Genomic DNA, 21,064 nt, shown 5'->3' with positions numbered 1-21,064 from the left:
CCCTACCCCATCACCACCACCCGAACCCATTCCTCAACAGGCTCTGCAACCGGGTAGCGGCTCCACAACCCGGCAGCGGTCGCGGCACAACCCGGCAGCCGCGCGACAACCCGGCACAGCAGCAGCGCGGTGACATAACGCCACGTCAATCTGGTGGTGCGCCTCACCAGACGTCTGGTTGACGTCACTGCTCGAGCTTCGTGGGCCGTTCTGACCCGCGGTTGACTGGTCAGGCGTCGGCCCGCGCCGTCGCCGAGTCGCGGACGACGAGCTCGGGTTCAGGATCGGTGATGATGCCGCTGGTGCAGGGGCGTCCCGCCATCAGCTCGTACAGCGCATCGACGCCGGCCCGGCCGAGCTCGTACATCGGCATCCGGACCGCGGTCACGGCTGGGCGCAGGTGTTCCATCAGGCCGACGTCGTGGATCCCGACCACAGACAACTGGTCCGGTATGGCGATGCCGAGGTCCCGGGCGGCGGCCAGTACTCCGACGGCGCTGATGATGTTGTTCACCACGACCGCCGTCGGCGCAGCCGGCAGTTGCAACGCCTGTCGCAGCCCGTCGGCCCCGGCCTGCTCACCGAACCCAGTGGCCAAATGCGGTGCCGGTTCCAGCCCGGCCTGCTGCATCTCCTGCTGGTACCCGAGGTAGCGCTGCCGGAACGCGTGTCCGGTCGCTCCACCGATGAAGACGATCCGGCGATGGCGCAGGTTGAGCAGGAATCGGGTCGCGAGCTCGCCCGCGCGGCAGTCGTCGATGCTGACCCATGGGTGGTCCTGGTCGTAGTCCAGGCTGAGGATCGGCTTGGGGTGGGAGCGAAACTCGGCCACCACGTTGTCGTCGAACAGCGAGTCGTCCCGGATCAGGATGCCGTCGACGGTGCCGTGGCTGAGTAGCCGGGTGACGAACTGGCTGCCTGAGCGCATCGTCTCGGCGTCGCCGAGCAGGACCGTCCCGCCGTGCTCGGCCGCGGCCGCGTAGACGCCGCGCAGCAGGTCGGTGTAGACGGGATTGTCGAGCTTGTGGAGGACCAGCGCGATCATGCCGGTGCGGTTGAGTCGCAGCGACCGGGCCGCCTGGTTGGGCTGGTAGTCGAGTTTCTCCATGGCCTGGGTGACCCGTGCACGAGTGGCCTCGCTCATCCGGGTGTGGGTCGTGCCGTTGATCACGGCCGACACCACTGCTACCGATACCCCCGCTGTGCGGGCGATGTCCCGTTGCGTTGTCACGCTTGCGCCCCTCCCTCGAACGGTTGACGTAACGTCTCAACCAAGTTTACGGTGAATTAACGATACGTCACCTAGGGAGCGCACAGCATCAGCACGCCGCTCCGTGCTCCCGCCGAACTTTCCCGACGACGACGTCCGAACCCGCTCGACGGCGTCTGGAACCCGCTCGACGGCGTCGCCTCCGGGCCGGACGGCACGTTCGCGTTCGACCACACGGACATCGGCGCGCTACCCGCCTGCTGGACAGTCCCGACCTGGAGTCGAAGGACGCAGCGAAAACTCATGAGGAGCTGGGATGCAACGAAGACTTCTTCGGCGGAGCGCTCGCCGCCGTACTCGTGCGTGGGCTGCGACGACAGTCGCGGTGGCTCTGCTGGCGACGGGTCTGTCGCCGGTCCGGGCCGCCACGACCGACCTGCCGGATCTCGGTGAGCTGCTCGATCTGACTCGTCCAGGGCTCGCCGGCGTGGCGGCGGAGCTTGCCGCTGGCAATGAGTCGGGCGCCGCTGTGGAGCTCAAGGCCTACTACGCGGGCCGCACGGGCATCGAGTACCCGGGCCTGGGCGGGGGAGGGGGCGGCGACGCGACCGCCAACGAATTGGCGGCGGGGGTCTTCCGGTTCGGCACCGTGACCCGTGACTTCTACGACGATGCCGCGCAGCGGATCGACGTGAACTGGGCGGACCTTTGGGGCGGGACGGAGACCACCCCAGGCAGCGCGCAGGTTCTGATGAGTGACTTCGCGTTCATGTCGACGCTGACGAGCGCTTATCTGAAGGAGAGCGACCCGCGCAAGCGCGCGGCGTACGCGTCGGCGTGGATGGACATCTCACTGGACTTCTTCGCCGACAATCCGAGCTGGCCGCAGAACCGCAACCTCTCGGGCGGCAAGCGGCTGACCCAGCTCGTCAGCGCGTTCTCCGTGTTCCGGACGGAGCCGAGCATCGACGCCAATGACCTCGTGGCGTACCTGACCGGCGTGCACGCGACGACGGATCGCCTCGCGACGGTGCTGCAGATCCATGTCGGAAACAACTGGTATGTCTCGATGGCCCGCGCGATCTACGTCTCGGCGGTCTATCTGCCCGAGTTCAAGGCGTCCTTCGGCTGGGAGCCGTTCGCGGTGCGGTCGGTCGAGCGGTTCCTGCGCGCCTGGGTGAAGGGCGACGGCGTGTACCGCGAGCCGGCGTTCAACTATCAGGCCTACGTGGCGGACATGGTCAACACGATGATCGAAGTTGCGGATGCCAACGGGCGAACCCTTCCCGACGGGATGGTTCAGTCGGCGGATCGGATCGCAGATGCGCTGTTCGCGACCCGTCAGCCGAATCTCGAGACAGCGCCCGTCGGTGATTCTCCGAACGCGGACGCGGGCGAGAGCGCGATTCGCAGGACCGGTGAGCGTAATTCCTGGTCCGACTTCACCTGGGTCGCCTCCGGGCGCACCGAGGGGACCGTCCCGACGCTGTCGTCCACGGTGTTCCCGATCAGCTATGCGGTCCAGCGGTCCGGGTGGGACGCCGATGCCCGGTACATGCTGATCAACAACCAGAACTCCAGCTATACGGCCTCGCATCGGCATCCCGACGACCTCAGCCTGGTGATGGCGGCGTACGGGCGTCCGCTGATCGTCGACCCCGGCGTGGGGGACTACAGCGATACCCCGACGAACAACTGGATGCGCCGCACGACCGAGGCGCACAACACCGTCGAGGTCGACGGACAACCGCAGCCCGCCGGCCCGCCTCGCTCGACGTCGCTGTGGCGCTCGAACGCGGGCCTCGACATCTACCGCGGTCAGACGCAGGCCTATCGGCCGATCGCGCACGATCGCGTCGTCTACTTCGTCAAGCCCGGCTTCTGGATCGTCTCCGACGACCTCATGGGTGACACCGGCGCGCACGACTACCGGCAGCTCTGGCACTTCCCCGGCGATCCGGTCACCGTCGACCCGAACACGAACGTCGCCACGGTCGGGTTCGACACGGTGCCCGGCGCCACACCGGTTGCCGGCGTACAACTCGTCCCCGTGGCCCGGCCCGGCGCCGATCTCACGTCTCGCGTGCACAAGAACGGCGCCGTGCGCGTGGGCGAGCAGGTTCTCACCAACGTCGACTACCTGTCGTACGACTGGTCCGCCACCGGCGCCACCGGAGTGGACACGGTCGTAGTTCCCGGCAGGGCCGGCGCCGCGCCCTCGGTCAAGGCGTCGCGCATCGAACTGCCCCAGGTGGATCACTCCGTAGCCAGCGCGATGAAGATCGACCTGCCGAAAGCGACCGGCCGCTTCTACCTGTCACGCGAGGCGATTCCCTCGTCGAGGCAGTTCGGGGCTGCCGCGACCAACGCCGAGACCGCCTACCTCGAGCGTGCCAACAAGGGCGGCGGGCTGACGCGATACGCGCTGACCCAGGGATCGTCGCTGGCCGACAACGGGGACACTGTCGTCAAAGCCTCCGGAGTCGTGTCCGACCTCAGTGTGGAACTGCAGGGTGCTACCGCCCGAGTCTCGCTCGGGGACCCCTTCACCGGCACCCTCTCGATCAACGCGCCGAAGGCACGCGCGGTGAAGATCAACGGCATCCCGACCGCGTTCACCCGCACCGGCGACCTCGTCACCGTGTCCACCAAGGCGGCCTTCGCCCCCAGGCTGCTGCTCAACGAAAAGTTCACCGATGTGAGCCTGGACCGCACTGTGTATGACTTCAGTGGCTCCCTTGACGGCTGGACGCCAGTGCAGGGCGCCTGGACGCTGGGTGGCGGGCAGCTGGTGCAGACTTCGAGTACGGACGTGCAGTCGTTGGCTGTGCAGCAGGAGGTACCGGATGACGTCGTCGTGACTGCCGACATCGTGCCGAAGACACGAAACCAGACGACGGCAACGACCGGTCTCGCGTTCCGCTACCACGATCCCCGCAACTTCTACCGGGCCGATGTCGTCAATGCATCGGGCGGCGCGAAGCTGCGGCTCGTCAAGGTATACAACGCGACGTCGACGCTTCTCGCGGAGACGGAGCTGCCCATCAACGCAGACAGCGCGCACACGCTGACCGTGTCCGCAGTCGGGAAACATCTGATCGCCACAGTGGGCAACACGTCGATCTCCGCAGACGACTCGCAATTGCCGACGGGTGGTGCCGCCGCCGCCACGCAAGGCCGGGCCGCGGCCTTCGACAACATCACAATCAAGGAAGGGCTTGACCAGGCCAACTGGCGGGGTATCGCAGGAGGCGCGTCCGTCAACTCGGGTCGGTTGAAGCTCACGCCGACCGATGGCAGGGCGCACGTACTCGCCGATTCGACGCTGCCGTCACGCTTCTCCGAGGCGTGCGACTATGTCGCGAAGGCCAGGGTCACGATCAACGGATCCGTCGGCACCGCGGGCATCTCGCTGCGAGATACCTCGGACTCCTACGGGTACCGGATCCACCTCGGCAAGACGAGCAATAGAACTCGGTACGCGAGTATCGTCCGCGAGGCGCACGCGTCAGGGCCGGTGACAGTGGCAACGGTTGCCCTCAGCAACCCATTGACCGGTCCCGTCGAACTTGGCGCGGCGATTCACGGCGACCGCATCACCGTGACGGTGAACGGCGTTCGGGTCCTGGAGGGTCGCGACACCGTGGTCCGCAGCGGCGGCATCGGGCTCTACGCATCCACGGAGAGCACGTTCGAAAACCTCACTGTCGCACGCTCCTGCGACCGGGAGCGCGTCCGTCCCAGTGTTCCCGGCGTCGGCCAGCGTCCAGGTCCACACTGGCGAACCTTTTCCGATTGAGCTGGTTGGGCCTGGATCCACCGATCCGGTAGTGGGTTGAGTCGTGGGAGTTGAGGATGCCCTTCCGTGCTGGAGGAACTCGACTAGTCGAAGGTTCAGTTCGTACCAGTCCGAAGGGCATCTCCCAGGTGTGCGACGTGCGCCGTGGCTGCGGTGGAACGTCGGCGCGGTTCGAAGGCCCAGCTCCGTGACGCGGCGCCCTCCGCCCGCCTCGCCCGGCCAATCGCCGGAGATCGTGGCGGTTGACGGGCGAGTTGGGGGGTGGACGTCCGAGATTTGACGGGTCGACCACCCATCTCGCATGTCGACCCCTGTAACCACTGCCGTGATCCGCCACGCGCACGCACGCGCGCCGCACGCACGCCCGCCGCGCGCACGCACGGGTGCCCGGACATCGGGATGGGCGGCGGCAGGGCGCGGCGTGAGGGTGGGGCCGCTACCCGGTTGCAGCCAGGTAGTCGTACGAAATTCGGCAGCCGTCCCGTCCAGACGGCCACCTGGCGGCATAACCACCCGAGCAACTCCGCCATCCACCTGCGGGCGTTCCTCCCGCGGATGGACGCGTGCATACGCGACCACTCGCGGAAAGAACACGTACGCCCACGACAACCTGCGCGAAACCTCCGGCAACCCCGTGCGCACAGCGACGGGACTACCGCACAGCGACGGGACTACGCAGGGGGATGGATGACCACCCATCGGCAAGGAGCCGCGGCGGAACTTCGCGGCCGGGGCCGGCTGGGTTGGACTTCGTTAGGCTGGCGCCATGACCACGATCAAGGACGTCGCGAAGCGGGCCGGGGTATCCACGGCCGTGGTTTCCGCGGTGGTCTCCGGGGCTCGCGGCAACGTCCGGATGAGCGAGGCGACCCGGCTGCGCGTGGAGCAGGCGATCCAGGACACGGGTTATCGCGTCAACCACGCCGCGAAGTCGCTGAGTCTGTCCCGATCGGGAGTGATCGCGGCGGTGGTGCCGAAGATTGCGAACCCGGTCTTCGAACTGGCGATTCGTGGCATGCATGCGGCCGCCGAGGAACACGGTGACGTGCTGTTGCTGGCCGACGCACTGTGGATCGAGCCGGGCAGCCACCTGATGAGCCGGATCGTCGGCACCGGCATGGTCGACGGCGTGTTGTTGCGGTCCACCCAGTGGGGCAACGAAACCGCTGAGGAACTCACCAAGCGGTCCATCCCGTACGTGATCCTGCAGAACCCGCGACCGGACGACTCCGTGTCGGTGTGGATCGACGACGCGGCCGGGATCGGTCTGGCCACGACACACCTGCTGGGTCTCGGGCACCGCCGGATCGGACTGGTCGGCGGCCCCGTCGTCCCGATCGCCAGTTGCGCCCGGGTCGACGGCTACCGCTCTGCTTTACGGGCAGCGGGGGTGCGCTTCGACCGGTCGCTGATCAAGCAGGTCGGCTACGAGCCGCCGGACCTGGCGGCCGCGACGCGCGAACTCCTGGGCTCGGCCCGGCCGCCGTCCGCGCTGATCATCGACAACATCGCCGCGGCACAAGGAGCGATCTCGGCGGTCATCGATCTCGGCCTGCGGATTCCCGCCGATCTGTCGATCGTCGCGTACCAGGATCTGCCCATCGCCGACGCCATGCGGCCGGCCCCGAGCACGATCCGGATGCCTGTACAGCAAGCCGGAATGCGTGCCTACACGATCCTCCGCCGGATGATCGACGGCCGCCGGGTCCAGTCGGCTCTGGTGACGCGGCCGGCGCCGAAATTGATCGATCGAGGATCGACAGCACCGTACGCCGGCTGAGCGCCGATCTGCCGAGAGCCCAAGGGGCGCTGCGTTCCGAAACCTTGATTAACCGGTGAATCATCGGCATGATGCTCGTCGTAGCTCCGAATCGACCGTAAGCCCACCGCCGCTCGAGCTGGGCTGGACAGGGAATCCTCATGGTTCACGTCGTTCTCGCCTCCGGCTGGCAAACCGTCAACATCGGCGACGTCGCCCATACGCCAGGCGCGCTCCGGGCCTTTCAGCGCTACGCACCGGAGGCGAAACTGACGCTGTGGGCTCGCAGCATCGACGAGGGGGTACGGCAGATGCTCGGCCGCTACTTTCCGGACGTCGAGATCATCGAGGACCGGGTCGTGCCCGGCGAGCCGCTCAGCCCCAACCTGGAACGGTTGTTTGCCGAAGGCAACCTCTTGGTGCACGGATCGGGACCGTCGCTGGTCGCGAAGGTGGAGGTAGCCGAATGGCATCGGCGGACCGGAAAGCCGCATGGCATCTTCGGGGTGACAGTAGATCCACTCCGGCCCTACGGCTCGACGTTGGCCCGGGCGGCGAGCATGGTCAGTGCGATCGACGGTGACCTGCTCAGCGAGCTCGAGCGCGAGGTACTCGACACGGCCGCGTTCGTCTACTGCCGGGACTCGTTGACCGAGCGGTTCCTGGCCGGCCAGAACCTCAAGGCGCCAACGATCGCGTTCGGTCCGGACGCCACCGTGATGTTCGACGTGGTCGACGACGGCGACGGTCAGGCGGTCCTCGCGGAGTACGGGTTGAAGCCCGGACGCTTCCTCTGCGTCGTACCGCGGCTGCGTTTCACGCCGTACCACCAGATCCGGAACTACCCACCCGGGGCCGAGGAGGTTCGCCGGACGGCCTACAACGCGGGCTATCTGAAGTCCGACTTGGACGTTCTGCGGCAGACCGTGATCGGCTGGGTGCGAGCCACTGGCGAACCGGCGCTCATCGTGCCGGAGATGAGCTACGCGATGGAAGTCGCCGAGGCCGAGTTCGCGGGGACCTTTCCTGCCGACGTGGCCGGCCTGGTTCACATCCTGCCGCGGTTCTGGGACCTGACCGAGGCGGCCGCGGTGTACCGGCGGGCCGGCGCGGTCGTGAGCATGGAGTGCCACTCACCTCTGATCGCGTTGGCAGAAGGTATCCCGGCGGTCTACCTGCGTCAGCCGACCGACACGATCAAGGGCCAGATGTACAACGATCTCGGACTGCCGTTCGTCGAGCTGGGACCTGGGGCCGAGGCTGAGGCCGGGCAGCTCCTGCAGAAGATCGTCGATGACCGGCCGGCCGCGGCTGACGTCGCGCGGCAGGCGAGGAGCGGCGCGCAGGAGCGCGTGCGGGGGATGGTCGAGGTCGCCATCGCAGCGGTCGGCAGCAGGATCCACTGATGTCGTCGGGGATCAAGGTGCGGCCGCGGACCGGCGCGGATCCCGGGGCGCCTACCGCCCGCGAGACTCACGTCCGCGGACAGCTCGCGGCCCGATGGCACCGGGACCGGGTGCTGCTCGTGCTCGCAGTACCGGGCGTGATCGTCCTGGTTCTGTTCCACTACCTGCCACTGCTGGGCAACGTGATCGCCTTCCAGGACTACCAGCCGTTCCTCGGCATCAGCGGATCGGATTTTGTTGGCCTGAGCAACTTCTCGGTCATCTTCAACGGCGATCCGGAGTTCCTGAACGCGCTCGTCAACACCCTGATCATCACGATGGTCCAGGTGCTGTTCGTATTCCCGTTGCCGATCGCGCTGGCCCTGGTCCTCAACTCGATGCTGAACGAACGAGCCAAGCGGCTGACGCAGTCGATCCTTTACCTGCCGCACTTCCTGTCCTGGGTCATCGTGGTGGCGTTGTTCCAGCAGATGTTCGGCAACGGCGGAATGCTGAACGAGTGGCTGCGCTCGGCAAACCTGGGCACCTTCCAGATCATCGGCGTACCGGAGCTGTTCAAACTGCTGGTCACGTCGCAGGTGATCTGGAAGGACACCGGATGGTCGACCATCATCTTCCTGGCCGCGCTTTCCAAGGTCGACCTGAACCTGTACGAGGCAGCGGCGATCGACCGGGCCAGCCCGCTTCGGCAGCTGTGGCACGTGACGCTGCCCGCGATCCGGCCGGTGATCGTCCTGCTGCTGATCCTGCGGCTGGGTGATTCGCTCACGGTCGGTTTCGAGCAGATCCTGCTGCAGCAGGGTCCGGTCGGCGCGCAGGCCTCCGAAGTGCTCGACACCTACGTCTACAACAACGGGATCATCGGCGGGAACTGGGGTGTCTCGGCCGCGGTCGGCTTGGTGAAGGGCTTCGTCGGAGTGGTTCTCGTCCTCGGCGCGAACCGGCTCGCCCACCTGATGGGGGAGCGGGGGGTGTACTCGAAATGACCGGACTGCTGGAAACCCCCGCTGAACGCCGGGTTCGGCGCAACCGTCAGCCGGCGTCGGAGCAGCGGCCTGCCTGGATGGGGCGGCAACCGCGCTGGGTGACCGCGGCGCGCGGTGCGGTGCTGACCGTCGCCTGCCTCGCGGTCATCGTCCCGTTCGTCGCCGTGGTGATGACGAGTCTGGCGCCGCAACGCGATATCAGCGCGCGCGGTGGACTTGTGCTCTTCACCAGCGAGCCGTCGCTCGCGGCGTACCGGGCCGTTCTGTCCGGAGGAGTGGTGACGCGGGCCCTCACCGTGTCGGTCGTGGTCACCGTTGTGGGCACTGTCCTGTCGCTGGCCTGCACGATCATGCTCGCGTACGCCCTGTCGCGGCCGGGATCGCTGTTGCACAAGCCCATCCTGCTGATGACGCTGTTCACCCTTTTGTTCAATCCGGGCATGATCCCGATGTACCTGACAGTCAAGCAACTCGGGCTGATCGACAACCTGGCGGCGTTGATCCTGCCGGTGCTGATCAACGCCTTCAACGTGATCGTGATGCGGTCCTTCTTCCTCGAGCTGCCGAGTGAGTTGACCGAGTCGGCGAAGCTCGACGGGGCCGGCGAACTCCGGATCCTGACCTCCATCGTCCTGCCGCTCTCGAAGGCCGTCGTCGCGGTGGTCGGCTTGTTCTACGCGGTTGCCTATTGGAATGCGTTCTTCTCTGCCCTGCTCTACCTGCCGTCGCCGGAGAAGTGGCCGCTGCAACTGGTGCTGCGAACGTTTGTCGTGAACCAGACGCCGCTTGGCACGGACGAGCTCTCGGCGTCGACCGAGTCGCTGCCACCCCAGGCATCGATCCAGATGGCGATTCTGGTCATGTCCATCATCCCGATCCTGATCATCTACCCGTTCATCCAGAAGCACTTCAGCAAGGGACTTCTGATCGGCGCCGTCAAAGGCTGATCGACCGGACGCCCGCCATGAGGAGGGACCGTAACCATGGATTCGCTTTCGCGCCGTACGTTGCTCAAAGGGCTGTCCGCGGCAGCCATCGCGGGTGCCGCCGGATCAGCTCTCGGGTGCTCCGCCAAGACGACGACGAGTTCCTCGGGCCGAATCGGAGCGGACATTCTCCCGACGTTCGCCCAGGCCGGGAACGCCGTACCCGCGCTGAAGAGCGCAAGCCCGCTTGGCATGAGCGGGTACTTCGAGTACCCGCCGAACCCCGTCGCGGCGGTCGGTAAGCCCCCGCTGCCGGGTGGCAAGGTCTCCGCCCTTACCTACACCTTCGATCCGGTGGCGCCCGGCAAGTCCGACAATCCGCTGTGGCAGGAGGTCGACAAGCGGCTTGGTGGAAAGCTCGACATCACGTACGCGCCGGCGGCCGACTACGCGCAACGGTTCGCGACGACCGTGGCCGGCGGAGATCTGCCCGACCTGGTGTCGATCTACGGCTCGGTGCAGCAGTTGCCCGCGTTGCTGAAGGCAAAGTTCACCGACTTGACCGAGTACCTGTCGGGCGATGCCGTCAAGGACTATCCGAACCTGGCGGGTCTGTCCACCGATTCGTGGCGCAAGACCGTGTACGGCAACGCCCTGTGGGGAGTACCGATCGCCCGGGTACCGATCCCGTCGGTCGCCTGGATCCGCGCCGACCTCGTCGCCAGTACCGGACTGCCCGCGCAGCCCAAGAACATCGGCGAGTTCAAGGCACTGCTGAAGGGGCTGACCAACGAGCGCAAGTCCCGCTGGGCCTGCGGCGATCCGGGCAGCACCCTGACCATGATCGCCGCTTCCCTGGGCATCCCCGGCACCTGGATCGAGGACGGCGGGAAGTTCACCTCCAACATCGAGCTCGAGCAGTACGAGAAGGCGCTGGCCGACACCCGCGAGCTCGCCGACGCAGGCGTCTTCCATCCGGACGGCCTGGTGGCGTCCAACAACCAACGCAACGACTGGTTCACCAACGGGACCACGCCGATCGTCTTCGGCGGGTACGCCGGCTGGAGCAAGTACGAGATGTGGGGAGCCGAGGTGCCGGGCTTCAAGCTCGGGTCACTGCCGATGTTCGGCTACGACGCGACGAGCAAGCCCCTGCATCCTCGGGGGAGTGCGGCTCAGGCGTTCACCGCGGTGACCCAGGCCGAACCGGACCGGGTCCGCGAGGTGCTCCGGGTACTCGATTGGCTAGCCGCGCCGTTCGGATCTTCCGAGTACCTGCTGCGCAACTTCGGGATCGAGGGGCAGACGTTCAAGTTCGACGGCAAGGACCCGATCTTGAACTCGCGTGGCCAGAACCTGCGGCTGGTGCCGTTCGGGTACGTCTGCGGACCGACCCTGGCCATCTACGACCCGGGCCGGCGCGATGTCACCCAGGCCCGCTTCGACTACCAGGAGGCCGCTCTGCCGATTCTCGCCCCTGATCCGACCCAGGGCCTGTACTCCGAGACCGACGCGGCCAAAGGTCTGCAGTTGGGCAAGGGCCTGACCGATGCGCGGAACGGGATCCTGGCCGGACGCGAACCCGTGTCGAGTTGGAAGGCGGCCGTGACCAAGTGGCGCAACGGCGGCGGCGACAAGATCCGGGACGAGTATCAGCGGGCCTTCTCAGAGGCGGGTCCCAAATGAGCGACGGGACCCAAATGAGCCATCAGTTGGTGGCCCGGGCCGACGAGTTCCTGGCCGCTCAGCCGTATTCCATCCTCGACCGTGAGCCGTCGGACTGGGCCGGAGACCCCCACGACTACTACTCGGTCGGCAACTATTCCTGGCCGAATCCGGAGACAGCCGACGGTCTGCCGTACATCAGGATCGACGGCCAACGGAACCCGGACGCGTGGCGCGATCGCTACGACAAACGGCGGTACCGGCAGACAGCCGCGGCCGTCAACACCCTGGTGCAAGCGCACCTACTGACCGGCGAGGCACGGTACGCCGACGGCGCCGTCGAACGTCTCGAACGCTGGTTCCTGGACCCGGCGACCGCGATGCGCCCCAACTTCCGGCACGCTGCCGCGTTGCCCGGTGAGCACGACGGTGCGGCGATCGGGCAGATCGAGGGGACGCTGCTGACCGACCTGCTGGATCACGTCGACCTGCTGGTGAAGGCCGGACGATTCACCGAAGGCCTCCCGCGCCTGCAGAACTGGTTCGCCGAGCTGACCCACTGGATGCGGACGAGCGAACTCGGCCGGCAGGAAGAATCGATGACCAACAACCACGGCGTTTGGTGGGACGCGCAGGTACTGCGGTATCTGCAGTTCGTGGGTGATCGGACCGCGCTCACCGAGATCCTCGATCGGTTCGACGTCCGGCTGCGCCATATCGCTGCCGGCGGCGCACTCCCGAAGGAACTGGCTCGTCCCGACTCGTTGCTGTACACCATGTATTGCCTACGGGCATTCGCCGTCTGCTGCCGAGTCGCAGCTGCTGAAGGCCGCGACCTGTGGAACGCGCCTGCCGAACCCGGCTTCGGCAGTCTCCGCGACGCGTTTCACTTCTGGGCCGACCACGCCACCGACGACCGTCGATGGATCTGGCCCCGGCAGCCGGAGGACCTCGATCAAACCGCTCTCTGGCTCGCCGACGAAGCCGCCGCCGTCTACCAGACCCCGGCCCTCAAAGCACTCGCAGAAACCCTGCGAGGACAAGACCTACCCGCCCCCGAGATCCCGTCAACCGCAGCCATGGGACACATCCCGACCTGAGCGTCGGTCCGGAAAAATCCAACGGTTCCCGTCGGGCTCAACCATCGGAAGGAAACCGCAATGTTCACGAGAACGAAGCATTTCCCCTCAACGCATGGGAGCACACGAATGCAGATCTCGGCCCCGGGTCGACGTGCTCGAAAGACGATCGCTGTCTCCGTGGCGGCGACCCTGAGCGCCTCGCTCGGTATCGCCGCGGTGACGAACCCAAACCCCGCCATCGCGGCAACCACGGCGGTCCCCAGCTACTCGGTGGGTATCGCAGGTGAGAGCTGGACGATCGAGAACCGGGAGGCGTGCGCTGCGCGGATCGGCGCCGGCGGCAACTACAGGGATGGCAACGACTTTCTTCAAGGCAAGTGTCAGGGAGCGGCGCAGGCGCCTCAGATCACCGGGCTCTCGGACGCGAGGGTCTTGACGTTCCGCACGAACAAGGACTTCAGATACCCAGGCGCCATCGTCGAGGACCCCGCCAAGAACACCTGGAAGGACGCTGCTGGAAATACCCTCCGGGATCGTACGGAGCTGGCATCGGGGTGGGACCTGCCGTTCCACACGAACGTGTGGGTCGGGTTCGACGTTCGTATTCCCGCGGGTGTCGATGACGTGACGGGCAGCGGGGCGTACGTGCTGCAGCTGTGGCAGTGCACCGCGAACCCGATCGGCGGTGTGCGCATTCAGTCCGGCGCCGGTAACGGACACAATGTCCAGTTCGTGCGCCGTGGCGACCAGCCGGGCGTGAATTACGACGCGTCGTTGGCGACCAGGAGCGTTGGCGTCGACGAGTGGCATTCCTTTGTCATCAAGTATCACGTGAAGCCCTACCGCGAGGGTGCGGCGAAGGGCACTATCGCGGTCTACCACAAGAGAGTGGGAGCGACCACCGTCGAGGAGAAGGTCTTCGAGCAGGACGAGTACTTCGGCTATGGGCTGCAGTCCAGTTGCAGAAATGATTCCTTCACGGAGCGATTCAAGATCAAGTTCGGCATGTACAAGGACTACCAGCCGGGCGCCACGTTCCGTTCGGACTTCCGGAACCTGAGGATCGGCGCCAGCAAGGCGGCGGTGCAGCCCTACAACCGCGGCTGACTTGCCTGAAAACGGACGCCCGGGCTGCCCAGCAGGCCTGCTGGGTGTACGCCTTCCTTGTCCCGCGAGTGGTCGCGTGCGCACGCGACCACTCGCGGCAAAGGATGGGCAGGGGCGCGCGACTCGGTTTCGGTCGCCGGAAAGCTGGGTGCTGGTGCGACCGCTCGCGCAAGCCACCCAGATGCTCAGCTGCGCGGCTTCCCCGGCCCTGGCTACCGGGCTTCAGCGCGGCTACCGGCTTTCCGCAAGCCCGCTACCGGGTCTTGTACCGGCTACCCGGCTGCAACCGGGTAGGGGCCCGGCAACCCGGCAGCGGCCACGCAACAACCCGGCGCTCGTGCAACAGCCGGCAACCCGTGCAACGAACCGGCAGTCGGAGTTGAATTGGCTGAAACAGGCGCCTGCACCCGGTGGTTTCCCACCGGGTGCAGGCGCCTTGCAGGACCCCTCAGCCTGCAGCTTTCGCAGCCGAAGCTGCAGCTTTTGTCAGCCGACCGGTTCGGCGACCTTGTCGGAGGTGGCCGTGGCCGGTGTGCTGACGACCTTGAGTTTGCGCGGCCACCAGGTTCGGGTGCCGAGCAAGGCGGTGACGCTGGGAATCAGGAAGATCGACATCAGGAAGGCCGAGATCGCGATGCCGACGGCCACGGAGAAGCCCATCTCGGTGAGCAGGGCCATACCGGCCAGCATCAGCGAGGAGAACGTGCCCGCCAGGATCAGGCCGGCCGCGGCCACGGACGGTCCGCCGTGCTCGATGGCGAGATCCGCCGCCGTGCGTGGATCCGTTCCCTGCTCGGCCTCTTCTCGCAGCCGCGCGATCATCAGGATGTTGTAGTCCGTCCCGATCGCGACAACGAACAGATAGAGCATGATCGGCAACGAGAACGTCACGCCGGCATGCCCAGCCGCGCCCTGGAAGACCAGCACAGTCGCGCCGACCGTACTGAAGAAGCTCAACACCACCGCCAGCATCAGCACGAGCGGTGCCAGCAGACTGCGCAGCAGCAACGCCAGGATGATCGCGATCAGTCCGCCCGCCACTGGGAAGATGACCGCCAGATCCCGCCCGTTCGCGTCGCGGATATCGGCGTAGCTCGCGGTCACTCCACCCAGCAGCACGCTGGTCCCAGCCGGCGCCGAGGCGTGCGCGACCTCGCGCAGTTTGCCGTCGACCAGGTCCATCGACTCCTTGGCGTACGGCGCTGCGGCGAGTACAACGTTGATCTGGGCAACGGTCTTGTCCTGGTTGAGCAGCGCGAGAGCGCCATCCGGCCCTGCGGGCAGAACCGTTCCGACGCCCGGCACCTTGCCGAGCTCCTGCGCGTAGGCGTTCAGATCGCTTGCGGACAAAGGCGAATCGCCTTTCACGTACACCGTCGTCGGGTTCAGCGCACCCGCCGGGAAGCCCGCCTGCAGGTCTTTCACCGCGCGGGCCGACTCGGTGTCGTCGGGCAGCTGGCTGAACGCGTCGTAGTCCACTTTCATGCCGAGCGCGCCGAGGGCCAACGCCACCATCAGACCACCGGATACCAGTGCGACCACGGCGGGCCGACGGGCTGTGAACGTGCCGAAGCGCTTGAACATCGCGCCGCGCGGCGTCTGCTGCCAGGACTTCGACGGCCAGAACACCTTTGGCCCGAGCAGCGAGACGACAGCCGGGACCAGCGTGATCGCCGCGAAGGCCATCACGGCCACGGCGATGGCCAGACCAGGGCCGAGGCTCTTGAATCCACCGAAGACAGCGAGCAGCAAGGCGCTGAACGCGACCACGATGGCGCCGGCGGCCGAGACGATCACCTCGGCGACACGAGCGGTCGCGGTGACCAAGGCCTGCTTCGGTTCCTCGCCCCCGCGCAGCCGCTCCCGGAAGCGGAACAGCAGGAAGAGGATGTAGTCCGTACCGACGCCGTAGAGCACCACGGTCAGGATCGTCTGCAGGTCCTGCGTCGCCTGCAGATCGAAGGCCTTCGCGGCCAGGGCGATCAGACCGGGCGCGATCGCGCTCACCAGGCCGACGGTGAGCAACGGCAGGAACGCCGCCACCGGGCTGCGGTAGATGAACAGCAGCAGGCCGACGATCAGCACGATCGTGGCCACGCCGACCACCACGAACGCCTTGTCGAAGGCGTCCTTGTTGTCCAGGAACAACGCCGCGTCACCGGTCACGCCGTACTGCAGGCCGGTGCCCTCGGTGACGGGACCGGTGGCGTCGCGGACCTTCTGGACCGCGTCGAGTACGGGCTGCTCCTCCGGCAGGCCCTGGAGCCCGACGCTGATCAACTGGACCTGCTTGTTCGGCGAAAGCGCCTGTGGTCCCGTGGTCGCGCCGGAGACTCGGTCGATCTTCGCCGCCGTGATCCCACTCGCGATCTCGGTCGCCTTGGCCTGATCGGCCGCGGTCAGGGCGCCACCGTCCGCGCGTTTGAGCACGATCGTGGCCGTCGCGTTGCTGGTCTGTCCGAAGGCCTTCTCGGCCAGTTGCTGTGCCTGCACCGACTCGTACTTGTCGGGCAGGAAGCTCGTCTGGTCCTTGTTGGTCACGTCGGCCAGCGTGGGCGCGAACGCCACCACGGCGATCGCGGCGATCACCCAGGCGGCGATCACCTTCCAAGGGTTGTGGACGACGAACCGCCCAAGTCGAGTGAACACGAGACCCCTCCATCCGCGAGAACCGGTCTACCTGCCGGTCGGTAGGTAGACTACCTGCCGCACGGTAGGTAAGAAAAGTGGGAGGCTTAAGCCATGCAGCAGCGCGATACCAAGGCCGAGATCCACCGTGCCGCCGTGGAACTGTTCTCCACCCGTGGCTACGAGAAGACGAGCCTGCGCGAGATCGCGGAACAGGTCGGCATCACCAAGGCCTCGCTCTACTACCACTACTCGTCCAAGCAGGACCTGCTGAAGGCGATCATCGGCACGTTCTTCGACGATCTGCAGCGGGTGCTCGGACTGGCCGACGTGCTCGAGTGGAGCCCGGAGACCGAGCGTGAGCTGCTCACCGCCTACCTGGATGTGGTGATCCTGCACCGCTCGACGGGGCCGTCGCTGCTGCGGGACCTCGCCGCCGTGGTGGCCGCCTTCGAGGAGAACCTGGACGACCTGATCGCCCAGAGCCGCCGGTTCCAGGTGTGGCTGGCCGGGCCGGATCCGACCACCGCGGACCTCATCCTCGCCGCCGCCGCGGTCGAGGTGGTCGGAGCGGTGATGACGGTGACCACCCCGGAGGCCACCGGCGAAGAGCTACGCCGGGTCGTTCTGGACGCCGCGACCGCCGTGCTGGCCCGCCGTTCGATCTCCATCGACCTCGGGTCGTAGTCTGGCTTGGTGACCACTTCACCGCAGTTCGGCTTCGAGACCCTCGCGATCCACGCCGGCAACGAGCCCGACCCCACCACCGGCGCGGTCGTGCCGCCGATCTACGCCACCAGCACCTACAAGCAGGACGGCGTCGGCGGTCTGCGCAACGGGTACGAGTACTCGCGCTCCGCGAACCCCACTCGCTCCGCGCTGGAGGAGTGCCTGGCCGCGATCGAGGCCGGTACCCGTGGATTCGCGTTCGCGAGCGGACTGGCCGCCGAGGACACGCTGATCCGGTCGATCTGCGAGCCCGGTGACCACGTGGTCTTCCCCGACGACGCGTACGGCGGCACCTTCCGGCTGTTCTCGAAGGTGCTGTCGAAGTGGGGCATCGAGATGACCCCCGCGGCCGTCACCCACCCGGAGGCGATCCGCGCCGCGATCCGCCCGGGCGTGACCAAGGTGGTCTGGCTGGAGACGCCGACCAATCCGCTGCTGAACGTGGCCGATATCGCGATCGTGGCCCAGCTCGCCCATGACGCGGGCGCCCTGCTCGTGGTCGACAACACCTTCGCCTCGCCGTACTTGCAGCAGCCGCTGGAGCTCGGTGCGGACGTCGTCGTGCACTCCACCACCAAGTACATGGGCGGGCACTCCGACGTCGTCGGTGGCGCGCTGATCGTGCGCGATGCCGGTCTGGCCGAGAAGATCGCCTACCACCAGAACGCCATCGGCGCCGTGGCCGGGCCGTTCGACGCCTGGCTGGTGCTGCGCGGCATCAAGACTCTGGGCGTGCGGATGGACCGGCACAGCGACAACGCCGAGAAGGTCGTCGAGTTCCTGCAGCGGCACAAGTCCGTCACCTCGGTGCTCTACCCGGGCGTGGACGGTCACCCGGGCCACGAGACCGCCGCGAAGCAGATGAAGCGCTTCGGCGGCATCGTCTCGTTCCGGGTCTCCGGCGGCGAGCAGCAGGCCCTGGACATCTGTAACAAGGCCGAGGTCTGGACGCTGGGTGAATCGCTCGGCGGCGTCGAGTCGCTGATCGAGCACCCGGGCAAGATGACGCACGCGTCCGTAGCCGGTACGCCGCTGGAGGTCCCGGGCGACCTGATCCGGCTCAGCGTCGGCATCGAGACCGTCGACGACCTGCTGCACGACCTCGAACGCGCCATGTCCTGATGAGCAAGCTGTACGTCGCGGTGGACTTCGGGTCGACGTTCACCAAGGCGGTGGCGGTGGATGCCGCCTCGGGTGAACTCGTGGCCCGGGCGGAGTCGCGTACCACGATCGGTACCGACGTGATGGACGGCTGGTTCGCCTGCCGTACGGCGCTACTCGAGGCCGACCGGGCCGTGGCCAAAGCCGAGGTGCTGGCGTGTTCCAGCGCGGGCGGAGGCCTGCGCATCGCGGTCGTCGGTAACGAGGAACTGGTCACCGCGGAGGCCGGTCGCCGGGTCGCCCTGTCGAGTGGTGGCCGGGTCGTCGCGGTGGTCAGCGGCGGTCTGACCGCGACCTCGCTGAAGGCGCTGCGGACCGACCGGCCGGACGTGGTCCTGCTGCTCGGTGGTACCGACGGCGGCAACTCGGCCGTGATCGAGAAGGCCGCCGCGGTATTGGCGAAGTACCGCTGGCGTCGTCCGGTCGTTGCTGCGGGCAACACCTCGTCGCAGGACCCGATCGCCTCGGTCCTCGGTGATGCGGATGTGCCGTTCGTGCTGGCGGACAACGTGGTGCCCGAGATCGGGGTGTTCGCGCCGGACAGCGCCCGGGCCGCGATCCGCGAGATGTTCCTGGCCCACGTCATCGGCGGCAAGAACCTCTCCAAGGATCCTAGTTTCGCCTCGATGGTCCGCGCGGCCACCCCGGACGTCGTACTGCGTGGTGTCGAGGTACTCGCCGGCCTGCACGGGGATGTCGCCGTCGTGGACGTGGGTGGTGCCACCACCGACGTGCACTCGGTGATCGAACTCGATCCGGAGGACGCGAACCTCGGCCGCGAGGTGGTTGCCACGCATCCCGTCACCCGTACGGTCGAAGGCGATCTCGGCATGCGCTGGAGCGCCGTACCGGTGGTTGCCGAAGGCATCGAAGCGGGCTTGATCGCGGATGACCTTTTGTTACGCGAGGCGGCCGAGCGGCGGCACGCCGATCCGTCGTACCTGCCGGACAGCGCGGCGGAGGCGGCGTACGACGAACGGCTGGCCACGATCGCGATCACCGTCGCGCTGCGGCGGCATGCCGGTCGCCAGCGAGTGGTGTTCGGCCCGTCGGGGAGGGTGATCGAGCGGTCCGGCAAGGATCTGCGCGAAGTGGACCTGCTGGTCGGCTCCGGGGGAGTGCTGCGGCACAACGGACCCGACGTCGCCGCGCGCATTCTCGGCGCGGTTGGTGCCGGGGCGCTCGAAGAGGGCTGGCTGGTACCGACGGCCGCCCGGACCACGGTCGACACCGACTACGTGCTGGCCGGGGTCGGCCTGCTCGCAGAGGTCGATCCGGTCGCCGCGACCGGTCTGGCGCGTCGCATCGGGCTGGCGGCCACGCTCACCCCGTAGGGTCGAAACACACGATGGGGAGGTGTGATGAGCAAACCGGACAAGCCGGTGGACCCGGAACGCGACGAGGATCAGGAGAGCCCGGTCGCGGACAACGAGGTGACCGATGAGGTCAGTTCGACGGTGCCGGATCAGAAGACGCTGGACGACGAACGCCTGATCGCTCCGTCCAGCCGTGGCGCGGTCGACCTCGGTGTGACGCCCGCGATGCAGATCGCGAGTGCCTGGTCGTGGCGGTTCCTCGTGATCGTGGCTGCGGTACTGGTCATCGGCTATGGCATGCGCTACCTGTCCGAGGTCGTCGTACCGGTGGTGGTCGGCGTACTGCTCACCGCACTGCTCATCCCGGTCACGAACGGCCTGCAGAAGCTGCGGCTACCTCGTGGCGCTGCAGCCGGTATCACCGTGCTCGGCACGCTTGCGCTCGTCGCGGGTCTACTGACCGTTGTGGGCACGCAGATCGCGTCGGGATTCTCCGACCTGTCGGACCAGGTAGGCAAGGGCATTCGCGAGCTGCGCGACATGGCCCGCTTCAACCTGAACATCACCGACAAGCAGATCACCGACACGTTCAACCAGCTCAAGGACACCATCGCCACCAGTGGCGGACTCGGGCAGCGCGCGGCCGAAGTCGGTAGCACCGCCACGCATCTGGTGGCGGGCCTGTTCATCGCGTTGTTCTGCCTGTTCTTCTTTCTGTACCAGGGCAACCAGATCTGGGCCTGGCTGGTCCGGCTGTTCCCGCGGCAAGCGCGCGAGAAGGTCGACTCCTCGGGTCGCAAGGCCTGGGTTTCGCTGACCGCCTTCGTGCGCGCGACGATCATCGTGGCCGCGGTGGACGCGACCGGTATCGCCATCGGCGCCGCGATTCTCGGCCTGCCGCTGGTCGGCGCGATCGGTATTCTGGTCTTCGTCGGTGCCTTCGTACCGGTGGTCGGCGCCCTGGTCAGCGGCTCGGTCGCGGTGCTTGTCGCGCTGGTCGCGAAGGGCCCGGTGGTCGCGCTGGTGATGCTGGCCGTTGTCATCGGTGTGCAGCAGTTCGAGTCGCACGCACTGCAGCCGTTCCTGCTCGGCCGGGCCGTGAGCGTCCACCCGCTGGCCGTCATTCTCGCCATCGCGGCGGGCGTGGTGATCGCGGGGATCGTCGGCGCGCTGATCGCCGTACCGACCGCCGCCGTACTCAATACCGTGGTCAATCATCTGGCCGGCAACGACGTCGATCCCGAACCACCACGCCGTCCGATCAGACGACCTAAACCGGCGTGATCGTTT

15 protein-coding genes are annotated in these 21,064 nt (G+C 67.1%); 12 read left to right on the top strand and 3 right to left on the bottom strand.

Annotated features, from left to right (window positions below):
• Positions 1 to 2: 2 nt before the first annotated feature.
• Both ACFFGN_RS18065 and ACFFGN_RS18060 read right to left on the bottom strand, forming a co-directional pair.
• Complete coding sequence (locus tag ACFFGN_RS18065) at positions 3 to 167, bottom strand: hypothetical protein (RefSeq protein WP_380048991.1); 165 nt, start codon at positions 165 to 167, stop codon at positions 3 to 5.
• Positions 168 to 229: 62 nt separating this feature from the next.
• Positions 230 to 1,231: a LacI family DNA-binding transcriptional regulator gene (locus ACFFGN_RS18060; RefSeq protein ID WP_380048989.1), complete on the bottom strand. Its 1,002-nt coding sequence runs from the start codon at positions 1,229 to 1,231 to the stop codon at positions 230 to 232.
• A 295-nt stretch (positions 1,232 to 1,526) separates the two neighbouring features.
• Between ACFFGN_RS18060 and ACFFGN_RS18055 the strand changes: the two genes are divergently transcribed.
• The 8 genes from ACFFGN_RS18055 to ACFFGN_RS18020 all read left to right on the top strand — a co-directional run bounded on the left by ACFFGN_RS18055 (position 1,527) and on the right by ACFFGN_RS18020 (position 13,940).
• On the top strand, positions 1,527 to 5,009 hold the full coding sequence (locus ACFFGN_RS18055) for an alginate lyase family protein (protein WP_380048987.1): 3,483 nt from the start codon (positions 1,527 to 1,529) through the stop codon (positions 5,007 to 5,009).
• Between the two features lie 766 nt (positions 5,010 to 5,775).
• Entirely contained in the window at positions 5,776 to 6,789 is a 1,014-nt protein-coding gene (locus ACFFGN_RS18050; RefSeq protein WP_380048985.1) for a LacI family DNA-binding transcriptional regulator, read from the top strand.
• Between the two features lie 140 nt (positions 6,790 to 6,929).
• A complete protein-coding gene (locus tag ACFFGN_RS18045) occupies positions 6,930 to 8,174 on the top strand; it encodes a polysaccharide pyruvyl transferase family protein (RefSeq protein ID WP_380048983.1) in 1,245 nt (414 codons plus the stop codon).
• On the top strand, positions 8,174 to 9,160 hold the full coding sequence (locus ACFFGN_RS18040) for an ABC transporter permease (protein WP_380048981.1): 987 nt from the start codon (positions 8,174 to 8,176) through the stop codon (positions 9,158 to 9,160). Before ACFFGN_RS18045 ends, ACFFGN_RS18040 begins: the two co-directional genes overlap by 1 nt.
• On the top strand, positions 9,157 to 10,107 hold the full coding sequence (locus tag ACFFGN_RS18035; protein WP_380048979.1) for a carbohydrate ABC transporter permease: 951 nt from the start codon (positions 9,157 to 9,159) through the stop codon (positions 10,105 to 10,107). Before ACFFGN_RS18040 ends, ACFFGN_RS18035 begins: the two co-directional genes overlap by 4 nt.
• A 36-nt stretch (positions 10,108 to 10,143) precedes the next feature.
• On the top strand, positions 10,144 to 11,772 hold the full coding sequence (locus ACFFGN_RS18030) for an extracellular solute-binding protein (RefSeq protein WP_380048977.1): 1,629 nt from the start codon (positions 10,144 to 10,146) through the stop codon (positions 11,770 to 11,772).
• Complete coding sequence (locus tag ACFFGN_RS18025; protein WP_380048975.1) at positions 11,769 to 12,851, top strand: alginate lyase family protein; 1,083 nt, start codon at positions 11,769 to 11,771, stop codon at positions 12,849 to 12,851. Before ACFFGN_RS18030 ends, ACFFGN_RS18025 begins: the two co-directional genes overlap by 4 nt.
• A gap of 159 nt (positions 12,852 to 13,010) precedes the next feature.
• The gene (locus tag ACFFGN_RS18020; RefSeq protein ID WP_380048973.1) at positions 13,011 to 13,940 is read left to right on the top strand and encodes a hypothetical protein; all 930 of its coding nucleotides are present in this window, start codon (positions 13,011 to 13,013) and stop codon (positions 13,938 to 13,940) included.
• A 486-nt stretch (positions 13,941 to 14,426) separates the two neighbouring features.
• Here the strand turns inward: ACFFGN_RS18020 and ACFFGN_RS18015 are convergent, their stop codons facing one another.
• Positions 14,427 to 16,589, bottom strand: a complete 2,163-nt coding sequence (locus ACFFGN_RS18015) for an MMPL family transporter (RefSeq protein ID WP_380048971.1) — start codon at positions 16,587 to 16,589, stop codon at positions 14,427 to 14,429.
• Positions 16,590 to 16,682: 93 nt separating this feature from the next.
• On the opposite strand from ACFFGN_RS18015, the gene ACFFGN_RS18010 reads away from it, so the two are divergent.
• The 4 genes from ACFFGN_RS18010 to ACFFGN_RS17995 are packed head-to-tail and all read left to right on the top strand — an operon-like array spanning position 16,683 to position 21,058.
• Positions 16,683 to 17,255 (top strand): TetR/AcrR family transcriptional regulator, encoded by a 573-nt coding sequence (locus ACFFGN_RS18010; RefSeq protein ID WP_380048969.1) that lies wholly within the window; start codon positions 16,683 to 16,685, stop codon positions 17,253 to 17,255.
• Positions 17,256 to 17,264: 9 nt separating this feature from the next.
• Positions 17,265 to 18,419: a cystathionine gamma-synthase gene (locus tag ACFFGN_RS18005; protein ID WP_380048967.1), complete on the top strand. Its 1,155-nt coding sequence runs from the start codon at positions 17,265 to 17,267 to the stop codon at positions 18,417 to 18,419.
• Complete coding sequence (locus ACFFGN_RS18000; protein ID WP_380048965.1) at positions 18,419 to 19,792, top strand: glutamate mutase L; 1,374 nt, start codon at positions 18,419 to 18,421, stop codon at positions 19,790 to 19,792. The genes ACFFGN_RS18005 and ACFFGN_RS18000 overlap by 1 nt, the downstream gene beginning before the upstream one ends.
• A gap of 27 nt (positions 19,793 to 19,819) precedes the next feature.
• Positions 19,820 to 21,058 (top strand): AI-2E family transporter, encoded by a 1,239-nt coding sequence (locus ACFFGN_RS17995; protein ID WP_380048963.1) that lies wholly within the window; start codon positions 19,820 to 19,822, stop codon positions 21,056 to 21,058.
• Positions 21,059 to 21,064: the final 6 nt, after the last annotated feature.

It is taken from the genome of Kribbella deserti (assembly GCF_042434725.1).
Classification (GTDB): domain Bacteria; phylum Actinomycetota; class Actinomycetes; order Propionibacteriales; family Kribbellaceae; genus Kribbella; species Kribbella deserti.
The sequence above is the reverse complement of the archived record's forward strand: the minus strand, read 5'-3'. Positions and strand labels throughout refer to the sequence as shown.